Source organism: Rhodococcus sp. 11-3 (genome assembly GCF_023704055.1).
Lineage (GTDB): Bacteria > Actinomycetota > Actinomycetes > Mycobacteriales > Mycobacteriaceae > Rhodococcus > Rhodococcus aetherivorans.
In genome coordinates this window covers 1107802-1124262 of sequence record NZ_CP080406.1, presented here as the reverse complement: position 1 = coordinate 1124262, position 16461 = coordinate 1107802, and the positions used below count along the sequence as shown (strand labels likewise).

Annotated in this window: 16 protein-coding genes and 1 pseudogene; 10 read left to right on the top strand and 7 right to left on the bottom strand. The window is 71.7% G+C overall.

Translation table 11 applies throughout. The annotated features are described in order from the left end of the window. Positions 1-146: 146 nt before the first annotated feature. The 4 genes from KZJ41_RS05285 to KZJ41_RS05270 are packed head-to-tail and all read left to right on the top strand — an operon-like array spanning position 147 to position 4444. Positions 147-1316: an isochorismate synthase MenF gene (locus KZJ41_RS05285; RefSeq protein ID WP_029541313.1), complete on the top strand. Its 1170-nt coding sequence runs from the start codon at positions 147-149 to the stop codon at positions 1314-1316. After that, positions 1313-2083 carry a 2,3-dihydro-2,3-dihydroxybenzoate dehydrogenase gene (locus KZJ41_RS05280; RefSeq protein WP_006931907.1) on the top strand — a complete coding sequence of 257 codons (771 nt, stop codon included), beginning with the start codon at positions 1313-1315 and terminating at the stop codon, positions 2081-2083. The genes KZJ41_RS05285 and KZJ41_RS05280 overlap by 4 nt, the downstream gene beginning before the upstream one ends. A gap of 20 nt (positions 2084-2103) precedes the next feature. Next, the gene (locus KZJ41_RS05275) at positions 2104-3753 is read left to right on the top strand and encodes a (2,3-dihydroxybenzoyl)adenylate synthase (RefSeq protein ID WP_006931905.1); all 1650 of its coding nucleotides are present in this window, start codon (positions 2104-2106) and stop codon (positions 3751-3753) included. A 37-nt stretch (positions 3754-3790) separates the two neighbouring features. Continuing rightward, positions 3791-4444 (top strand): isochorismatase family protein, encoded by a 654-nt coding sequence (locus tag KZJ41_RS05270; protein ID WP_251550340.1) that lies wholly within the window; start codon positions 3791-3793, stop codon positions 4442-4444. Positions 4445-4461: 17 nt separating this feature from the next. On the opposite strand, the gene KZJ41_RS05265 is transcribed toward KZJ41_RS05270, so the two are convergent. Continuing rightward, positions 4462-6297, bottom strand: coding sequence for an ABC transporter ATP-binding protein (locus tag KZJ41_RS05265; protein WP_180987026.1), 1836 nt, complete (start codon positions 6295-6297; stop codon positions 4462-4464). 76 nt (positions 6298-6373) lie between these two features. Between KZJ41_RS05265 and KZJ41_RS05260 the strand changes: the two genes are divergently transcribed. From KZJ41_RS05260 to KZJ41_RS05245, 4 genes and pseudogenes are all read left to right on the top strand, one after another. Further along, positions 6374-6811 carry a MarR family winged helix-turn-helix transcriptional regulator gene (locus KZJ41_RS05260; protein ID WP_006931898.1) on the top strand — a complete coding sequence of 146 codons (438 nt, stop codon included), beginning with the start codon at positions 6374-6376 and terminating at the stop codon, positions 6809-6811. A 158-nt stretch (positions 6812-6969) separates the two neighbouring features. After that, positions 6970-7699, top strand: a pseudogene (locus KZJ41_RS05255) (2OG-Fe(II) oxygenase). After that, positions 7696-7956 (top strand): Ada metal-binding domain-containing protein, encoded by a 261-nt coding sequence (locus tag KZJ41_RS05250; protein ID WP_050034615.1) that lies wholly within the window; start codon positions 7696-7698, stop codon positions 7954-7956. The pseudogene KZJ41_RS05255 and the gene KZJ41_RS05250 overlap by 4 nt, the downstream one beginning before the upstream one ends. Continuing rightward, complete coding sequence (locus KZJ41_RS05245) at positions 7932-8621, top strand: alpha-ketoglutarate-dependent dioxygenase AlkB (RefSeq protein ID WP_065923010.1); 690 nt, start codon at positions 7932-7934, stop codon at positions 8619-8621. Before KZJ41_RS05250 ends, KZJ41_RS05245 begins: the two co-directional genes overlap by 25 nt. Before the next feature lie 23 nt (positions 8622-8644). Here KZJ41_RS05245 and KZJ41_RS05240 read toward each other — a convergent pair whose 3' ends face one another. Genes KZJ41_RS05240 through KZJ41_RS05225 form a run of 4 tightly spaced genes read right to left on the bottom strand, consistent with a single transcriptional unit; the run spans position 8645 to position 12096 of the window. Continuing rightward, positions 8645-9037, bottom strand: coding sequence for a universal stress protein (locus KZJ41_RS05240; RefSeq protein ID WP_029541295.1), 393 nt, complete (start codon positions 9035-9037; stop codon positions 8645-8647). Continuing rightward, positions 9034-10584, bottom strand: coding sequence for a tripartite tricarboxylate transporter permease (locus KZJ41_RS05235; RefSeq protein WP_006931890.1), 1551 nt, complete (start codon positions 10582-10584; stop codon positions 9034-9036). Before KZJ41_RS05235 ends, KZJ41_RS05240 begins: the two co-directional genes overlap by 4 nt. Position 10585: 1 nt before the next feature. Beyond that, positions 10586-11110: a tripartite tricarboxylate transporter TctB family protein gene (locus KZJ41_RS05230; protein ID WP_006931888.1), complete on the bottom strand. Its 525-nt coding sequence runs from the start codon at positions 11108-11110 to the stop codon at positions 10586-10588. Further along, positions 11107-12096: a tripartite tricarboxylate transporter substrate binding protein gene (locus KZJ41_RS05225; protein ID WP_006931886.1), complete on the bottom strand. Its 990-nt coding sequence runs from the start codon at positions 12094-12096 to the stop codon at positions 11107-11109. The genes KZJ41_RS05230 and KZJ41_RS05225 overlap by 4 nt, the downstream gene beginning before the upstream one ends. A gap of 67 nt (positions 12097-12163) precedes the next feature. Here KZJ41_RS05225 and KZJ41_RS05220 point away from each other — a divergent pair, with 67 nt between their 5' ends. Together KZJ41_RS05220 and KZJ41_RS05215 are read left to right on the top strand one after the other, a co-directional pair. After that, on the top strand, positions 12164-13789 hold the full coding sequence (locus KZJ41_RS05220) for an ATP-binding protein (RefSeq protein ID WP_065923011.1): 1626 nt from the start codon (positions 12164-12166) through the stop codon (positions 13787-13789). Between the two features lie 2 nt (positions 13790-13791). After that, complete coding sequence (locus tag KZJ41_RS05215; protein WP_029541286.1) at positions 13792-14499, top strand: response regulator; 708 nt, start codon at positions 13792-13794, stop codon at positions 14497-14499. On the opposite strand, the gene KZJ41_RS05210 is transcribed toward KZJ41_RS05215, so the two are convergent. Together KZJ41_RS05210 and KZJ41_RS05205 are read right to left on the bottom strand one after the other, a co-directional pair. Next, entirely contained in the window at positions 14478-15611 is a 1134-nt protein-coding gene (locus KZJ41_RS05210; protein WP_065923012.1) for an MSMEG_0565 family glycosyltransferase, read from the bottom strand. The genes KZJ41_RS05215 and KZJ41_RS05210 overlap by 22 nt on opposite strands. Beyond that, positions 15608-16456, bottom strand: coding sequence for a carbon-nitrogen hydrolase family protein (locus tag KZJ41_RS05205; protein WP_006931879.1), 849 nt, complete (start codon positions 16454-16456; stop codon positions 15608-15610). The genes KZJ41_RS05210 and KZJ41_RS05205 overlap by 4 nt, the downstream gene beginning before the upstream one ends. Positions 16457-16461 lie beyond the last annotated feature (5 nt).

Genomic DNA, 16461 nt, shown 5'->3' with positions numbered 1-16461 from the left:
ACTGTGCCGTATCGCATCACGAGAGGTGAAGCCGGTCCGGCGCGAAACGTGACGATACCAAAGGTTAGGCTAACCGTATATGTTCTGCTGGGTCGGGTGCACGGCACCGCGACCGTCCCTGTCACCACTACGAGAGGTCTGCGCACATGCAAGCACCGGCCGTCGCCGCGCACGGCACCGCCGCCCCGCGGCAGATCGGCACCGCCGCCCCGCGGCAGATCGGGTCCGCCGCCCCGTTCGTGCTGTCGCGTCCGCACGGCACCGTCGTGGCGGAGGGCGTCGACGCCCGGTTCGACTCGGCCGGCGAGGCCGCGGCGGCGCTGCGCGCCGGCTCGGTGGCCGCCGTCGTCGGCGCGCTGCCGTTCGCACCCGACCACCACGCCGCCCTCACCGCGCCCGTCGCGCTGCGGCACCAGCCGGACCCCGTCGGGGACGTCACCGTCGCGCTGCCGCCGGTGCGGATCGCCGCGACGCTGCCCACCGAGGACGAACACCTCGACCGGGTGGCCACGGCGCTGCGGCAACTGCGCGACCCGGCCGACGACCTGGCGAAGGTGGTGCTGGCCCGCGCGCTGCTCCTGCGGGCGGACGCACCCGTCGACCCGGCGTCGCTGCTCGCCCGCCTGGCCGGAAACGACCCCTCCGGCAACGGATTCGTCGTCGACCTCACCGCCGCCGGGGGACCGTGGACCGGCCGGCACCTCGTCGGGGCCAGTCCCGAGGTGCTCGTCCGGCGCCGCGGCGACCTCGTCACGTGTCATCCGCTCGCCGGTTCGGCGCCCCGGCACCCGGACCCCGAGGTCGACCGGCGCACCGGCCGGCGCCTCGCCGCGTCGGAGAAGAACCTCGCCGAGCACGCCCACGTCGTCGACGCCCTGCGCGCGAGCCTCGAACCGCTGTGCACCGACCTCGACATCCCCGGTTCGCCGACCCTGACGACCACCCGGCAGCTCTGGCACCTGGGCACCCCGATCTCGGGCCGGTTGCGGGACCGGTCGGTCACCGCCCTCGACCTCGCCCTCGCCGTGCATCCGACCCCCGCAATCTGCGGCACGCCGACCGCCCCCGCCCGGGCGCTGATCCAGGAACTGGAGGGTGACCGCGGTTTCTACGCCGGCGCCGTCGGCTGGGCCGACCGGGACGGCGACGGCGAATGGATGGTGACGATCCGCTGCGCCGTCCTCGACGCCGACGGCACCACGCTCACGACCCACGCGGGCGGCGGCATCGTCGCCGGGTCGGATCCGCTCGACGAACTCGCGGAGACCACAACGAAGTTCGGCACGGTGCTCGAGGCGCTGGGGGTGCGGCGGTGAGCCGGTCCGTCACCCTCGTCGTCGGCGCCGCCCAGGGCATCGGCCGCGCCACCGCCCTGACCCTCGCGAAGGCCGGGCACCGCGTCGTCCTCGCCGACCGCGATGTCGACGGCCTCGCCGAGACCGCCGCGCTGCTCGACGTGGCCGCCCCCGTGCACGGTCTCGACGTGTGCAACGCGGCCGGCGTCGCCGAGGCGGTCGCACGAGTGGAGGCCGAGCACGGGCCGGTCGACGCGCTGGCCCACGTCGCGGGCGTCTTCACCACCGGGTCGGTGCTCGACTCCGATCCCGCCGAGTGGCAGCGGATGTTCGACGTCAACGTCACCGGCCTGATCAACGTGCTGCGCGTCGTCGGTCGCGGGATGCGCGAGCGTCGCCGCGGGGCGATCGTCACGGTCGGCTCCAATTCGGCGGGTGTGCCCCGCGCCGGAATGGGCGCATACGGCGCGTCGAAGTCCGCCGCCCACATGATCGTTCGTGTGCTCGGCCTCGAGCTGGCCCGGTTCGGGGTCCGCGCCAACGTCGTCGCCCCGGGCTCCACGGACACGGCGATGCAACGGTCCCTGTGGCCGGATCCGGCCGACGACGCGGGCGCCCGCACCGCGATCGACGGCGACGCCGCCTCGTTCAAGGTGGGGATTCCATTGGGCCGCATCGCCGACCCTGCCGACATCGCCGACGCCGTCGAGTTCCTGCTCTCCGACCGTGCCCGCCACATCACCATGCAGACCCTGTACGTCGACGGCGGCGCCACGCTGCGCGCCTGAACCGGATCGAAAGGAACTCCGTGACGATCGCCGCCACCCGGACTCCCCTGGCTGCCACCGCCGGCTACCCCCAGGAGTTCGCGGAACTCTACCGCGCCGCGGGCTACTGGACGGACGAGACGTTCGTCCGGTTCCTGTCCGTGCGGGCCGACCGCCACGGCGAGCGCGTCGCCGTGGTCGGCCGTGACGCCCGCGGCACCGAACGCCGCCTCACCTACCGCGAACTCACCGGCGCCGCGGACCGGATCGCCACCGGGCTCGCGGCCGCGGGCGTCCGGCCGGGCGACCGGGTGCTGGTGCAGCTGCCCAACATCGTCGAGTACACCGAGGTGGTCTTCGCGGTGTTCCGGCTCGGTGCGCTGCCGGTGTTCGCGCTGCCCGCGCACCGCAGCGCCGAGATCGGGTACTTCTGCCGGTTCACCGACGCCGCCGCGTACGTGATCGCCGGCGAGCACGGCGGATTCGACTACCGCGGCCTGGCCCGGCAGGTGTGCACGAACCTCGACCGTCCGCCGGTCGTGGTCGTCGCCGGCGACGCCCAGGAGTTCACCCCGCTCGACGCGCTGCGCGAGCACGAGCCGGGCGAATTCGCCGATGTCGAAGCGGAATCCGTCGCCTTCCTGCAGCTCTCGGGCGGCACCACCGGAACCCCGAAGCTGATCCCGCGCACCCACACCGACTACCTGTACTCGGTGCGCGAGTCGGCCCGCATCTGCGGCGTCGACGCCGGCACCCGGATGCTGGTGGTACTGCCGGCGGCGCACAACTTCCCGATGAGCTCACCCGGGATCCTCGGGGTCCTGCACGCCGGCGGCACGATCGTGCTGGCGCCGGACCCGAGCCCCGACACCGCCTTCGCGCTGATCGAGCGCGAGCGGGTCACCATGGCGTCGCTCGTGCCCCCGCTCGCACTGGCGTGGCTGTCGGCGCGGCCCCGTATCGACCGGGACCTGTCGTCGCTGCAGGTCCTGCAGGTGGGGGGCGCGAAGTTCGGCGCCGAGGCGGCCGCGCGCGTGACGCCCGAACTCGGCTGCACCCTGCAGCAGGTGTTCGGGATGGCCGAGGGCCTGGTCAACTACACCCGGCTCGACGACCCCGAGGCCACCATCGTCGGCACCCAGGGCCGGCCCATCAGCCCGCACGACGAGATCCGGGTGGTCGACGACGCCGACCGTCCCGTCGCCCCGGGCGCGACGGGCCACCTGCTCACCCGCGGTCCCTACACGATCCGCGGCTACTACGACGCGCCCGGGCACAACGCGTCGGCGTTCACCGCCGACGGGTTCTACCGCACCGGAGATCTCGTGCGGCTGACCGAGGACGGCTACGTCGTCGTCGAGGGCCGCGCGAAGGACCAGATCAACCGGGGCGGCGAGAAGATCGCCGCCGAGGAGGTGGAGAACCACCTGCTCGCCCACCCCGGGGTCCTGGACGCCGCGGTGGTGGCCGTGCCCGACGCCTACCTCGGGGAGCGCACGTGTGTGTTCGTCGTCGCCGACGGCGAGGCCCCGAAGGCCCCGGCGCTGAGGACCTTCCTGCGCGAGCGGGGCCTGGCCGCGTACAAGATCCCCGACAAGGTGGTCTTCGTCGACACCTTCCCCCGCACCGGTGTGGGCAAGACCAGCCGCGCCGGACTGCGTCGCGCGCTCGCCGCCACCCTGCAGCACTGATCCCGACTCCGCTCGACCACAGAAAGCGAATCCTGCGATGGCCCTGCCGAAGTCCGTGTCCTATCCCCTGCCGACCGACCTGCCCGCCAACACCGTCGACTGGACCATCGACCCGCGGCGGGCGGTACTGCTCGTGCACGACATGCAGGAGTACTTCGTGCGGGCCTTCGACCGCGCGGCGGATCCGCTGGCGACGGTGGTCCCGAACATCGACGCGATCCGGCGGTCGGCGTACGAGGCGGGCATTCCCGTCGTCTACACCGCCCAGCCCGGCGACCAGGATCCGGCCGAGCGGGCGCTGCTCACCGATTTCTGGGGTCCCGGCCTGGCCGACGATCCGGCCCTGACGTCCGTCGTCGCCGACCTCGCGCCGCGCGAGGACGACGTGCAGCTCACCAAGTGGCGCTACAGCGCGTTCATCCGCACCGACCTGCGGGAGCGGATGTGCGCGTGGGGCCGGGACCAGCTCGTCGTCACCGGCGTCTACGCCCACATCGGGTGCCTGAGCACCGCGCTGGACGGATTCATGCAGGACGTGCAGGTCTTCGTCGTCGCGGACGGCGTCGCGGACTTCTCCCGGCGCGAGCACACCGAGGCGCTGCACTACCTCGCGGCGCGGTGCGCCGCCGTGGTGCCGGCGGCGGACGCGGTGCGGCGCCTGCGCACCGGCGTCCTCTCGGTGTCCGGCTGATCCGCGGGGAGCGCCGCTTACACGCCGACTTCCTGCGGTTCCGTGCGGGCCGCGAGCGCGGCGTATCTGCCGCCGCGGGCGAGCAGTTCGTCGTGGCTGCCCTGCTCCACGATGCGGCCGCGGTCGAGGACGACGATCGTGTCGGCGTCGCGGATCGTCGAGAGGCGGTGCGCGACGGTGAGGGTCGTGCGGCCGCGGCGGGCCGCGTCCAGGGCCTGCTGCACCGCGCGTTCGGTCTCGTTGTCGAGCGCGCTCGTCGCCTCGTCGAGCACCAGGATGCGCGGGTCGCGCAGCAGGGTGCGGGCGATGGCGAGGCGCTGCTTCTCGCCGCCGGAGAAGCGGTGTCCGCGCGCCCCGACGACGGTGTCGTAGCCGTCCGGCAACGAGGACAGGAGCTCGTGGATGTGCGCGGCGCGGGCGGCCTGCTCGATCTCGGCGTCCGTCGCGTCGGGCTTGGCGTGGCGCAGGTTCTCCCGGACCGTGGCGTGCAGCAGGTACGTCTCCTGGGAGACGACCCCGACCAGGCTCGCGATGTCGGCGAGCGGAAGGTCGCGCACGTCGACGCCGTCGATCGTCACCCGCCCCGACGTGGGGTCGTACAGCCGCGCGACGAGCGACCCGAGAGTCGTCTTTCCCGAACCTGTTTCGCCGACGAGAGCGACGTGTGAGCCGGCGGGCACGTCGAGGGTGATGCCGGCCAGCGCGTCCCGGTCGGCGCCGTCGTAGCGGAAGCGGACGTCGTCGAACCGCACGGCGCCGGCGATCCGGTCGAGGTCGAGCCGCACCGGGTTCGCGGGTTCGCCGATCTCGACGGTCAGGTCGAGGTATTCGAAGATGCGGCTGAACAGCGCCAGCGAACCGGTGACCGACACGCCCACGTCGAGCAGGCTCATCAGCGGCCGGAACAGGGTGGCCTGCAGGCCGGTGAAGGCGACGAGGGTGCCGATGGTCATCCCGCCCGACGTCGCGGGCAGGCCGGCGACGAGGTAGAGCAGGGCGGGGATGGCGGCGAAGACGATGTTCATCGTGGCCATGCGCCAGCGACCGGACAGCTGGGAACGGACCTCGAGGTCGGCCAGTTCGGTGGAGGTGCGGGCGAAGCGTGTCGACATGGCCGGGCCGGTGCCGAGGGTCTTACCGAGCAGGACGCCGCTGAGCGAGAGACTCTCCTCGATCTGGGTCTGCATGTCGGCGAGGCGACGCTGGCGCACGGCGGTGATCTCGCGGCGCATCAGGGCGACTTTGCGGGTGAGCCAGATCGCCGGCGGCAGCACCAGCAGGGACAGCAGCGACAGCCGCCAGCTGAGCACCGCCATCGCGACGGCCGTGCCGACGACGGTGGTGACGTTGGCGGCGATCGAGGTGGCGGTGGAGGTGACGACGTTCTGCATGCCGCCGATGTCGTTGGTCAGGCGTGACTGGATCTCCCCGCCGCGGGTGCGGGTGAAGAAGCCGAGGGACTGCCGTTGCAGGTGGTCGAACACGCGGGTGCGCAGGTCGTGCATGACGTGCTGGCCCACCGTGGTGGAGATCCACGTCTGCACCACCCCGAGGATCGAGGCGACGACGGTGACGGCGAGCATCGCGCCGACGGCGCCGAGCAGCAACGGCACGTCCTGGTCGGGAATCGCGTGGTCGATGAGGGTGCGGACGAGGAACGGGTTGGCGAGCGTGATCACCGACGACACCACGATGAGCGCGACGACGAGCGCGACCTGCCAGCGGTAGGGCGCGAAGAGCGCGCCGATGCGGCGCACGCTCACGGGGGATTCCTCGAGCTGGGCGCGGTCGCGCGGGTCGGGCTTGGCGTGCCGCATCGGTCCCGGCCCGCCGCCGGGCGGAGGCTGCATCATGCCCATCACCTCCTTCGTGAGGCACGAAACGTACTTGTTGAGGTTGCCTCACTAAGAGGCAGCCGTCAAGTGAGGTATGATCCGCATCATGTCCGACGCCCCCACCGACCCGGCGCTGCGCGACCTGCTGATGACGGCCACCCGCACGCTGCGACGCCGCTGGCACGCCACCCTCGTCCCGTGGGAACTGTCCCCGCACGAGCACCGCGCGCTGCACGTCGTCGGCCACTCCGCTCAGCCGCTGCGCCTCGGCGACGTCGCCAAGGCGCTGCGCATCGCGCCGCGATCGGCCACCGAGGTGATCGACCGGCTCGAGGCCCGGGGCCTGACCCGTCGCGTCGCCGACCCCGCCGACCGTCGCGCCGTGTGCGTCCACCTCACCGACGAGGGCCGTCGCATCGCCGCCGAACTCGACGCGGCCCGCGACGCCGAGGCCACCGAGTTCTTCGCCCACCTCGACGGCCCCGAACGCACCGAACTGGCCCGCCTCCTCACCAAGCTCGCCGACGGGTGACTCCCGCGACGAAGGGGAGGTTGTTGTGGCAACGTGCGAGTGGCGTGCCCGACAACCGCCCCCTCGGCGCGACAACCTCCCGCTCGGATCTCACGTTCCCCGCCCGACGGACGTCTACCCGGTGGGCCGGGTGGGACAGCCCGGGCGGAGGAGGAACCATGACCACCGGGAACCGGACCGACTCGCTCACCGCGCGGGTCGATGCTCAGGACTGGCCGGCGCTCGTCGCCGAACTCGACGCGACGGGGTGCGCGCAGACCGGGCCGCTGCTCACCGCGGACGAGTGCGCGCGCGTCGCCGCGATGTGGGACGACGACCGCCGCTTCCGCAGCACGATCGACATGGAACGGCACCGCTTCGGCAAGGGCACCTACCGCTACTTCGGCGACCCCGTACCCGAGGGCATCACCCGGTTGCGCGCGGCGTTCTACCACCGGCTGCTGCCCGTCGCACGGGGCTGGGCGCAGCGGCTCGGCGACCCGGCGCCCTGGCCCGACGACTTCGGCGACTGGCTCGACGCCTGCCACGCCGCCGGACAGGCCAGGCCGACGCCCATCCTGCTGCGCTACACGACCGGCGACTGGAACGCCCTGCACCGCGACCTATACGGCGACCTGGTGTTCCCGCTGCAGGTGGTGATCGGCCTCGACCGGCCCGGCCACGACCACCTCGGCGGCGAGTTCCTCCTCGTCGAGCAACGCGCCCGCGCGCAGTCCCGCGGCACCGCCACCGTGCTGCAGCAGGGTCACGGACTGATCTTCACCACCCGCGACCGGCCCACCCCCTCCGCGCGCGGCTGGACCCGCTCCCCCGTCCGGCACGGGGGTCAGCACCGTCCGCGCCGGCGTCCGCCACACCCTCGGCCTCGTCCTGCACGACGCCCGATGACCGGCTACACGCTGCTCGGCGCGGACGGGCGTCCCTACCGCAGCCCGACCCCCGGATCCGTCGGTGGGCACCGGCGCGGCCGGATCTACGGTCGCCTCGACTGCCGCGCGGCGCTGCGGGCGATCGCCCGCGGCGGGTACGTCCGGGACCGGGTCTTCTTCGCCGACGAATCCGATGCCGTCGCAGCCGGATACCGCCCGTGCGCGGTGTGCCTTCCGGGGCGCTACCGGGAATGGCAGACGAGGCGGCACCCGTGAGCGACGCCCTGTTCCCCGTGCCGCGCGCCCGCGTCGAGATCGCCCCGGGCGCCGTGCACGTGCCCGGCTGGCTCGACGTCGACGAGCAACGCCGCCTCGTCGCCGCCTGCCGGGACTGGGCGCGCGGGCCCGTGCCGATCCGTCACACCGCCCTGCCTGGCGGGGGCCGGATGTCGGTGCAGACCGTCTGCCTCGGGTGGCACTGGTCGCCGTACCGTTACACCCGCACCGCGGTGGACGTGAACGACGCTCCCGTCGCCCCTTTCCCGGACCGGCTGGGCGACCTCGGGCGGCGTGCCCTCGTCGCCGCGTACGACGACCCGCACGCCGGCGACGATTACACCCCCGACACCGCGCTGATCAACTTCTACGACGGCGACGCCCGCATGGGCATGCATCAGGACAAGGACGAACGCAGCGACGCCCCCATCGTGTCGCTCAGCATCGGCGACGCGTGCACCTTCCGGTTCGGCAACACCGAGAGCCGCGGCCGGCCCCACCGCGACGTCCGGCTCGAATCCGGCGACCTGTTCGTGTTCGGCGGTCCGTCGCGACTCGCGTATCACGGTGTGCCCAAAGTCTTTCCCGGCACGGCCGACCCCGCGTCGGGGATGACGCGGGGCCGGCTCAACCTCACGATGCGGGTCACCGGGCTCGGCGGGTGAGCTACCCGGAGCGGCGAGGAGCCTCACCCCTCCTCGGGCTTGACCGCCAGCACCGGTTTGCGGCAGGACAGCAGCAGCCGCTGGGCGGTACTGCCGAGAAGCAACTTGCCGACGGGTGTGCGGTCGCGGACCCCGATCACCAGCAGTTGCGCCTCGTCGGGCTCCATGGCGTCCAGGATCACGTCGACGGTCTCGTCGCCGACCGTCTGCCTGATCTCGTGCTCGACGCCGCTTCCGGACAACTTCTCCTCCAGCGCCTCGAGCTGTGCCCGGGCGGCGAACGACCGGTCGGCGAGGGCATCGCCCCTGGAGGTGTTGATCACGAGAAGTGAGGTGCCGCGCAACCGGGCCTCGGCGATGCCGTGGTCGACGGCGGCTCCGCCGTACCGGTCCGGGGTGAATCCGACGACGATCATGCGTGGGCCTTCTCTCGGGTCTCGCTGGAGTCGTCACCGGGGGTGCCGGCCGGAATCACGGCAGGCCGGCGCGAGTGGACGAACCGGGCGGCGAGCGGCGCGACGAGCAGCAGTGCGATGACGATGTAGACGACGATGGCGACGGGTTCGGTGACGAGGCTGCCCCAGTCGCCGCCCCCGAGCTGCAAGCTCTGGCGGAGTTGGCGTTCGATGCGCGGCCCGAGGATCACCCCGATGATCAACGGCAGGACCGGAAGACCGAACCGGCGCATCATGAGCCCGAGCAGGCCGAACGTCAGCAGCAGGGCGAGGTCGAGCCACTGCAGGTTGACGGCGAACGCGCCGAGCGCGGCGAAGAACAGGATGCCGGCATACAGATACGGCCGGGGCGTGCGGAGCAGCTTGGCCCACAGCGGGGCAAGGGGAAGGTTGAGGACGAGCAGGAGGAAGTTGCCGATGAACAGGCTCGCGATCAGCGTCCAGATCAGCAGCGGTTCCTTCTCGAACAGCGTCGGCCCGGGCTGGATTCCGTACGACACGAAGGCGGTCAGCATCACCGCGGCGGTCGCATTGGTCGGCAGACCCAGCGACAGCATCGGCACGAGGGTGCCCGCCGCGGAGGCGTTGTTCGCCGCCTCCGGTCCCGCGACGCCTTCGATGGCGCCCTTGCCGAACTCGTCCTTGTGCTTCGACAGCTTCTTCTCGGTGATGTACGAGAGGAAGGTCGGCAGCTCGGCACCACCCGCCGGCAGCGCGCCGAACGGGAATCCGTATGCGGTGCCGCGCAACCACGGCTTCCACGACCGCTTCCAGTCGCTGCGGCCCATCCACGGACGGCCGACCGGGATGACCTCGGCGGGGCGGCGGCGCAGGTGCGCGGCCACCCACAGCGCCTCACCGACCGCGAACACCGCGACCGCGACGACGACGATGTCGATGCCGTCGGACAGCTGCGGAATGCCGAAGGTGGCGCGGGGCTGCCCGGTGAGGAAGTCGATTCCGACCAGTCCGATCGCGAGGCCCAGGAACAGCGAGATGCAGCCCCGGAGCTTGGAACTGCCGAGGACGGCGGTGACGGCGACCAGCGCGAGCAGCATGATCGCCAGATACGACGGCGCACCGAGAGTCACGGCGAAGCGCGACACCGCGGGAGCGAAGAGCACCAGCAGCATCGTGCCGATCGATCCGGCGACGAACGAGCCGATGGCGGCGGTGGCGAGGGCCTGCGCCGCGCGCCCGGCTCTCGCCATCCGGTTGCCCTCGATCGCGGTGATCACGGAGGACGACTCCCCCGGGGTGTTGAGCAGGATCGAGGTCGTCGACCCGCCGTACATTCCGCCGTAGTAGATGCCGGCGAACATGATGAACGCGGCGCTCGGGCTCACGTTGTAGGTGACGGGCAGCAGCAGCGCCACCGTCATCGCGGGCCCGATGCCCGGCAGTACTCCGACCGCGGTCCCCAGCAGGACACCGAGACACGCGTAGAGCAGGTTCATCGGGGTCGCCGCCTGCTCGAACCCCTGCAGCAGCCAGGTCAATGTGTCCATGTCACAGAATTCCGTCCAGAATGCCTGCGGGCAGCGGTATTCCGAGCCCGACGTAGAATGCGTAGAAGCTGCCGAACCCGAGGACCGCCCCGATCACGAGACTGCGCACGTAGTGCCTGTTTCCCAGGACCGTCGCGGCGCCGGCGAACAACAGGGTTCCGGTGATCGCCCACCCCAGCGGGCCGACGAGGGCGATCGTCGCGACGAACAACGCGACCAGCAGCCCGACCGTGCGCCAGTCCCCGGGCGACGACAGGTCCACGTCCTCTCCGCCGTCCTCCTCGCCGGTCGATCCCCACAGGATCGCCGCTGCGAGCGCCACCGCGCAGACGACGAGTCCGGTGCCGACGACCATCGGGAACAGCCGAGGCCCCACCGGGTCGACCTTGACGAAACCCGCTGTCAGAGTGAGCGCGTCGACGATCAGGAAGACTCCCACCGCCACGAGCACACCGCAGACGACGAACTGGGCCGGATCCTTCATCCGGCGGGCCGGCGTCGCATCGGCCGCTGCCCGCGTACTCATGCCAGCCCCAGCTCGGACAGCGTGGACGAAACCCGCTCGTCCTGCTCTTCGAGGAACCGCTCGAACTCCGGTCCGGTCGCGAACGCGTCGCTCCACCCGTTCTTCACCAGAGCCTCCTTCCATGCCGGGGTGTCGTGCAACTTCGCGAGCGCCTCCACCATTGCCGCCTTGGCCTCGTCCGAAATTCCGGGCGGCGCAAGGATTCCGCGCCAGTTGGTGAAGGTCAGATCGATGCCCGCCTCACGGAGCGTCGGTGCGTCGATGCCGGGAACGCGCTCGTTGCCCGACACCGCGAGGACCCGGACCTGGCCCGCCTCGATCTGGTCGACGTACTCGCCGAGCCCCGACGTGCCCGCGGTGATCTTCTCGCCGAGCAGCGCGGTCAGCAGATCACCGCCGCCGTCGTAGGACACGAAGTTCACTGCCTTCGGATCCACTCCCACCGCACGTGCCGTCTCCATCGGGAACAGGTGGTCGGGACCTCCGGGTGACGATCCACCGCCGATCGTGATCGCCGACGGGTCGGCGCGCCACGCGGCGACGAAGTCGTCGACGGTGCGCAACGGCGAGTCCGCGGGGACGAGAATGCCCTCCTGCTCCTCGACCATCCTGGCCAGGGCCGTAGCGTCGGACACCCGGGCCGTCGAGCCGTTCGTGTAGCCGGCGCCGACCACCCCGAGGCCCATCATCATCATGAGGTCGTCGTTGCCCGCCTCGTTCATGAGCCGGGCCATCGCCACCGTTCCGCCTGCGCCGATGACGTTGAAGACCTCCACGCGGCCGGTGATGCCGTCGTCCTCCATGATCTTCACCGCCGTCCGGGCGGTGAGGTCGTAGCCTCCGCCGGGGCTGTTGGGAACCATCATCCGCACCCGGTGCAGACCCTCGTCCTCGCCGCGGGTGACGCCGCATCCGGCAACGAGAATCCCCGCGAGCACGAGCAGTAGGACCGCACGTACGCGGCCTCCGCCGGCTGTCCTGGACATCGTTCCTTCTTTCGCCGAAAAATGTGACCTTCGGCAATACTGAACCCGTCAGTGAGTCACGTCACTCTTGAGTACGAAACGGAACTTGAGTTCATTGTGGTCACCACGTCCCCTCCGTATCCGCAGCCTCGCCGGGCAGGTTCTGCTCCTTCAGCTCGCCGTCGTGGCGGTGGTGCTGCTGGCGGTCGCCGCGGTGTCGGTGCACCAGTCGACCGTCGGATTCCGCGACCTGCAGGGTCAGCGGATGATCGCGGTCGCCGAGAACGTGGCCTCGACGCCCGTGGTGCGGGAACTGCTGTCCGCACCGTCCGCCGGCACGGTTCTCGCGCCCGAAGTGGACCGCGCCGTGAACCTGTCCGGGGCGACGCTCGCCGAGATCGTGACCGCCGACGGCACGGTCCTCGTGTCGTCGGACCCGACCCGGCTCGGCGCGGCTGCGGAACTCGGGGCCAGCGACGTGGCAAGCGGCCGGGCCTGGTCCGGTGACGTGGTCGTCGACGGCCGTCGGGCCATCGCGGGACACGTCCCGATCCTGTCGCCGGCCGGGTCCGTGCTCGCGATCGTGGCGGTGAGCGACGACTACCCGTCCCTGTGGGACCTCCTCAGCAGCGCCGGAGCCCGGTTGCTGCTGTATCTCGGCATCGGCGCCGGGCTCGGGCTCCTCGGCTCGTGGCTGTTGTCGCGACGGATCAAGACCCACACCCGGGGGCTCGAGATCGCCGAGATCGCCAACCTCGCCGACCACCGCGAGGCGCTGCTGCACAACATCCGCGAGGGCGTGGTGGCGGTGAACACCGAGGGCGTCATCACCGTTCTCAACGACAGCGCACAGGAGCTGCTCGACCTCACCGCGGACGCCGTCGGCCGCCGCGTCGACGACGTCGACCTCGAACCCGCGGTCCGTCAGTACCTGCTCAGCGGGGACGACAGCGGCGACGTCGTGCTGTCGACGGCGTCCCGGGTGCTGGCGCTCAGTCGCCGGACCGCGACGAGCCGGGGACAGCGGATCGGCACCGTCACCACGATGCGCGACAGCACCGAGCTGGCGTCGCTGCAGAGCCAGCTGTCGTCGCACAAGAGTGTCACCGACACCCTCCGGGCCCAGACCCACGAATTCGCCAATCAGCTCCACACCATCTCGGGGCTCACCCAACTCGGCGACTACGACGCCGTCACCGACTTCGTCGGAACTCTCACCAGGCGCCGAGCGGAAATCAGTGACGCTGTGACGCAGCGTATTTCCGACCCCGCCGTGGCCGCCCTGCTCATCGCGAAGACATCGCTCGCCGCGGAGACCGGAGTGACCCTGGTCCTCGAGCCCGATTCGCGCCTGCGGGCCCTCGACCCCGAACTCGCCACCGACGTCATCACCGTCCTCGGCAATCTCGTCGACAACGCCGTCGACGTGTCGCAGGGCGGGCGGGACGCGCGGATCTCCGTCCGCATCACCGACTCCGACGGCATCACGGTCGAGGTCGCCGATTCGGGTCCCGGCGTGCCCGATTCCCTGCGGGAGGAGATCTTCGCCCGGGGCGTCACGTCCAAACCCGACACGCCCGGGGGACGCGGGGTCGGACTGGCGCTGGTGCGACTGGTCAGCGCCCAGCACGGCGGATCGGCTACCGTCTCCGATGCCCCGGTCACCGGCGGCGCCTTGTTCACCGTCCACATCCCGCGCAGTAAGGATGGCTGACCATGCACGACCGTCCAGGATCGGACGAGGCGGCGACGCACAAGGTCGTCGTCGTGGACGACGACTTCATGGTCGCGGAGATCCACCGTCGATTCGTGGACCGGACAAAGGGATTCACCACGGTTGCGGTGGCACACAGCGGCGCGGAGGCGCTCGACGCCGCGCGGACCACCGCACCCGACCTCCTCCTGCTCGACGTCTACCTGCCCGACATGTCGGGACTCGACGTCCTTCAGCGGCTGCGCGCCGAGGGCGACGCCGTCGCCGTCATCATGATCACCGCCGCCCGGGAGATCGATACCGTCGGTCGCGCCCTGCACGGCGGAGCGACCGACTACCTGGTCAAGCCGTTCGAGTACGCGCAGCTCCGGGAGAAGCTCGAGCACTTCCGGCGCCGAGCGCACGAGCTCGCGACCCAGACGAGCGCCGACCAGACGTTCATCGACTCCCTGTTCGGTGCCGGCGGCAAGGCCGCCGAACCCGTACGGCTGCCGAAGGGACTGAGCGCCGAAACCGGCCGGCTGATCCTCGACACGGTCCGCGCCCGCGGCGAACTGTCCGCCACCGAGTGCGCGGAGCTGGCCGGGTTGTCGCGGGTGAGCGTGCGCCGCTACCTCGAGCACTACCTGGACGCAGGCCTGCTCGAACTGCGTCTCGAATACGGCGGCACCGGCCGGCCGGTCCGCCGCTACCGGCCCGCCGGGCACTGACCCCGGGCCGCATCCCGTGAGTGTTCCGCGGGTTGCAGGTGCACGACGGAGCGGTAGAACGCGAGGTGCGCGGCCGCCGCGTCGTCCCAGGTGTGGGCCGCGGCGAGCGCCCGCCCCCGGTGTGTCCGCGCGGCGTCGGGCGGCTCGGTGAGGGCGCCGGCCATCCCCCGGTGCGTCGACGCGAACCGGACGGTGTCGCCGAACACCTCGCGCAGCACCGGCAGATCCCGCGCCACCACGGGCACTCCGGCGGCCAGGGCCTCCATCGCGGCGAGCCCGAAGCCCTCCTTCGTGGACAGGAACGCGAACACCGACGCCTGCGCGACCAACGCCGGCAGCGCGTCCTCGGCCACCGTCCCCAGGATCGTCGGATCCACGTCCAGTTCCGTGCAGCGACGGTCGAATTCGGCTCGGTACGGCCGGTAGTCGAACAACGTCTCGCCGCCGGCGAACACCAGCCGCATCCCGGGCCGCTCACGGCGCAGCAGGGCGAACGCCTCCACCAGATCGATGCTGCCCTTGCGGGGCTCGATGCCACCGACGGCCAGCACGTACTCCCCCAGCTGCGCCCGCCACCGGGCCCGCGCCGCCCTGTCGTGCTCGGCGCGCGAGAAGCGGTGCGCGTCGACGCCGTTGGCGATGACCGTGGGCGTGAAACCCCAGCCCGCGCGGACCTCCTCGGCGACCGCACGCGAGACGCAGATCCGCGCATACGGTTCGGCGACGGCCCGTTCGTGACAGGCGGCGAGCTGCGGCGTGGTGAACCGGTCGAGGTGGTGGATCGTGCGGATGCACCGGTTTCCGACGGCGTTGGCGCTGATGCAGTCCTGCGCGTGCACCACGTCGTACCTGCCGGGGGTGAACGCCGCGCCGAGCGCGGCGATCGAACGCATGATGCGCTCCCCGACCCCCTCCCCCTCCACCCCGGCGAACGGGACGACGCGCACCCGCACGGCCGGGTCGACGGCGCGGAAGAACCCGTCGTCGCCGCCGCGCCCGAGCGTCCACACGGCGACGTCGTGGCCCGTCCGGGCCAGGGCCTCGGCAAGATTGAGGGTGTGGACGACACCGCCGCGCGGCTTGGTGGAGTACGTGAGCAGAGCGATCCTCACCCGATGTCCCCCTTCTCGTCGAGCAGTCCCCGATAGGTGTCCACGCGCCGCTCGGCCAGGTGGTGCAGCACCCGGCGGGCCCGTTCCACCTCGACCTCGACGTCGATGTCGACGACGGCGAGCCCGCCCTTGGTGCCCGTGCGGGCGAGCACCTCGCCACCCGGGCCGACGATCTTCGCCTGCCCGAGGAAGCGCATGCCGCCCTGCATCCCGGTCTGATTGGACGAGACGAGCACGACCTGGTTCTCGGCGGCGCGGGCCGCGTCGTACAGGTCGAACAGCCGGGACTGCCGGTCCTGCGGCAGCCGGGCCGCCCGGTCGGTGACGCTCGCGGGCCACGCCGACAGCGCGGCGACGATCCGTGCGCCGTCCAGCGCCAGCGTGCGGGCGGACTCGGGGAACGTCTTGTCGTAGTCGATCAGCATCCCCATGCGGCCCACCGGGGTGTCGAAGGCCTCGAACCGGTCGCCCGGCGCGTAGGCGAGGAATTCCCCGGCCGGCTGGTGCACCTTGCGGTGGGTGCCGAGAATCCCGTCGCCGGTGACGCAGGCGGCGGCGTTGTACCGCAGATCCCCGTCCCGTTCGGTGTAGCCGACGCACACGGTCATCTCGCCCGCCATCCGGGCGAGCGCGTCGAGTTCGGGTCCGTCCCGCCACAGTGCGGGCGGCAGGTCGTCCGGGTCGGGCCGGCGCAGGTCCGAGATGTACCCGCCGAGGCACGCGTCGGGCAGCACCAGCAGCTCGATGCGGTCCCGTCGCGCGGACTCGATCAGGGTCTCCAGTTTGAGCAGGGCCCGCGGCACGTCGCGTCCGAAGTGACCGGCCAGGGCGGCGATGCGCGTCATGCGGC

Bases quoted from the DNA above. Each gene is read 5' to 3' on its own strand.
- KZJ41_RS05285 (WP_029541313.1), top strand. From the start codon at position 147: ATGCAAGCACCGGCCGTCGCCGCGCACGGCACCGCCGCCCCGCGGCAG.
- KZJ41_RS05270 (WP_251550340.1), top strand. From the start codon at position 3,791: ATGGCCCTGCCGAAGTCCGTGTCCTATCCCCTGCCGACCGACCTGCCC.
- KZJ41_RS05230 (WP_006931888.1), bottom strand. From the start codon at position 11,110: ATGAGTACGCGGGCAGCGGCCGATGCGACGCCGGCCCGCCGGATGAAG.
- KZJ41_RS05260 (WP_006931898.1), top strand. From the start codon at position 6,374: ATGATCCGCATCATGTCCGACGCCCCCACCGACCCGGCGCTGCGCGAC.
- KZJ41_RS05215 (WP_029541286.1), top strand. From the start codon at position 13,792: ATGCACGACCGTCCAGGATCGGACGAGGCGGCGACGCACAAGGTCGTC.
- KZJ41_RS05205 (WP_006931879.1), bottom strand. From the start codon at position 16,456: ATGACGCGCATCGCCGCCCTGGCCGGTCACTTCGGACGCGACGTGCCG.
- KZJ41_RS05235 (WP_006931890.1), bottom strand. From the start codon at position 10,584: ATGGACACATTGACCTGGCTGCTGCAGGGGTTCGAGCAGGCGGCGACC.
- KZJ41_RS05225 (WP_006931886.1), bottom strand. From the start codon at position 12,096: ATGTCCAGGACAGCCGGCGGAGGCCGCGTACGTGCGGTCCTACTGCTC.
- KZJ41_RS05250 (WP_050034615.1), top strand. From the start codon at position 7,696: ATGACCGGCTACACGCTGCTCGGCGCGGACGGGCGTCCCTACCGCAGC.
- KZJ41_RS05240 (WP_029541295.1), bottom strand. From the start codon at position 9,037: ATGATCGTCGTCGGATTCACCCCGGACCGGTACGGCGGAGCCGCCGTC.
- KZJ41_RS05265 (WP_180987026.1), bottom strand. From the start codon at position 6,297: ATGATGCAGCCTCCGCCCGGCGGCGGGCCGGGACCGATGCGGCACGCC.
- KZJ41_RS05245 (WP_065923010.1), top strand. From the start codon at position 7,932: ATGGCAGACGAGGCGGCACCCGTGAGCGACGCCCTGTTCCCCGTGCCG.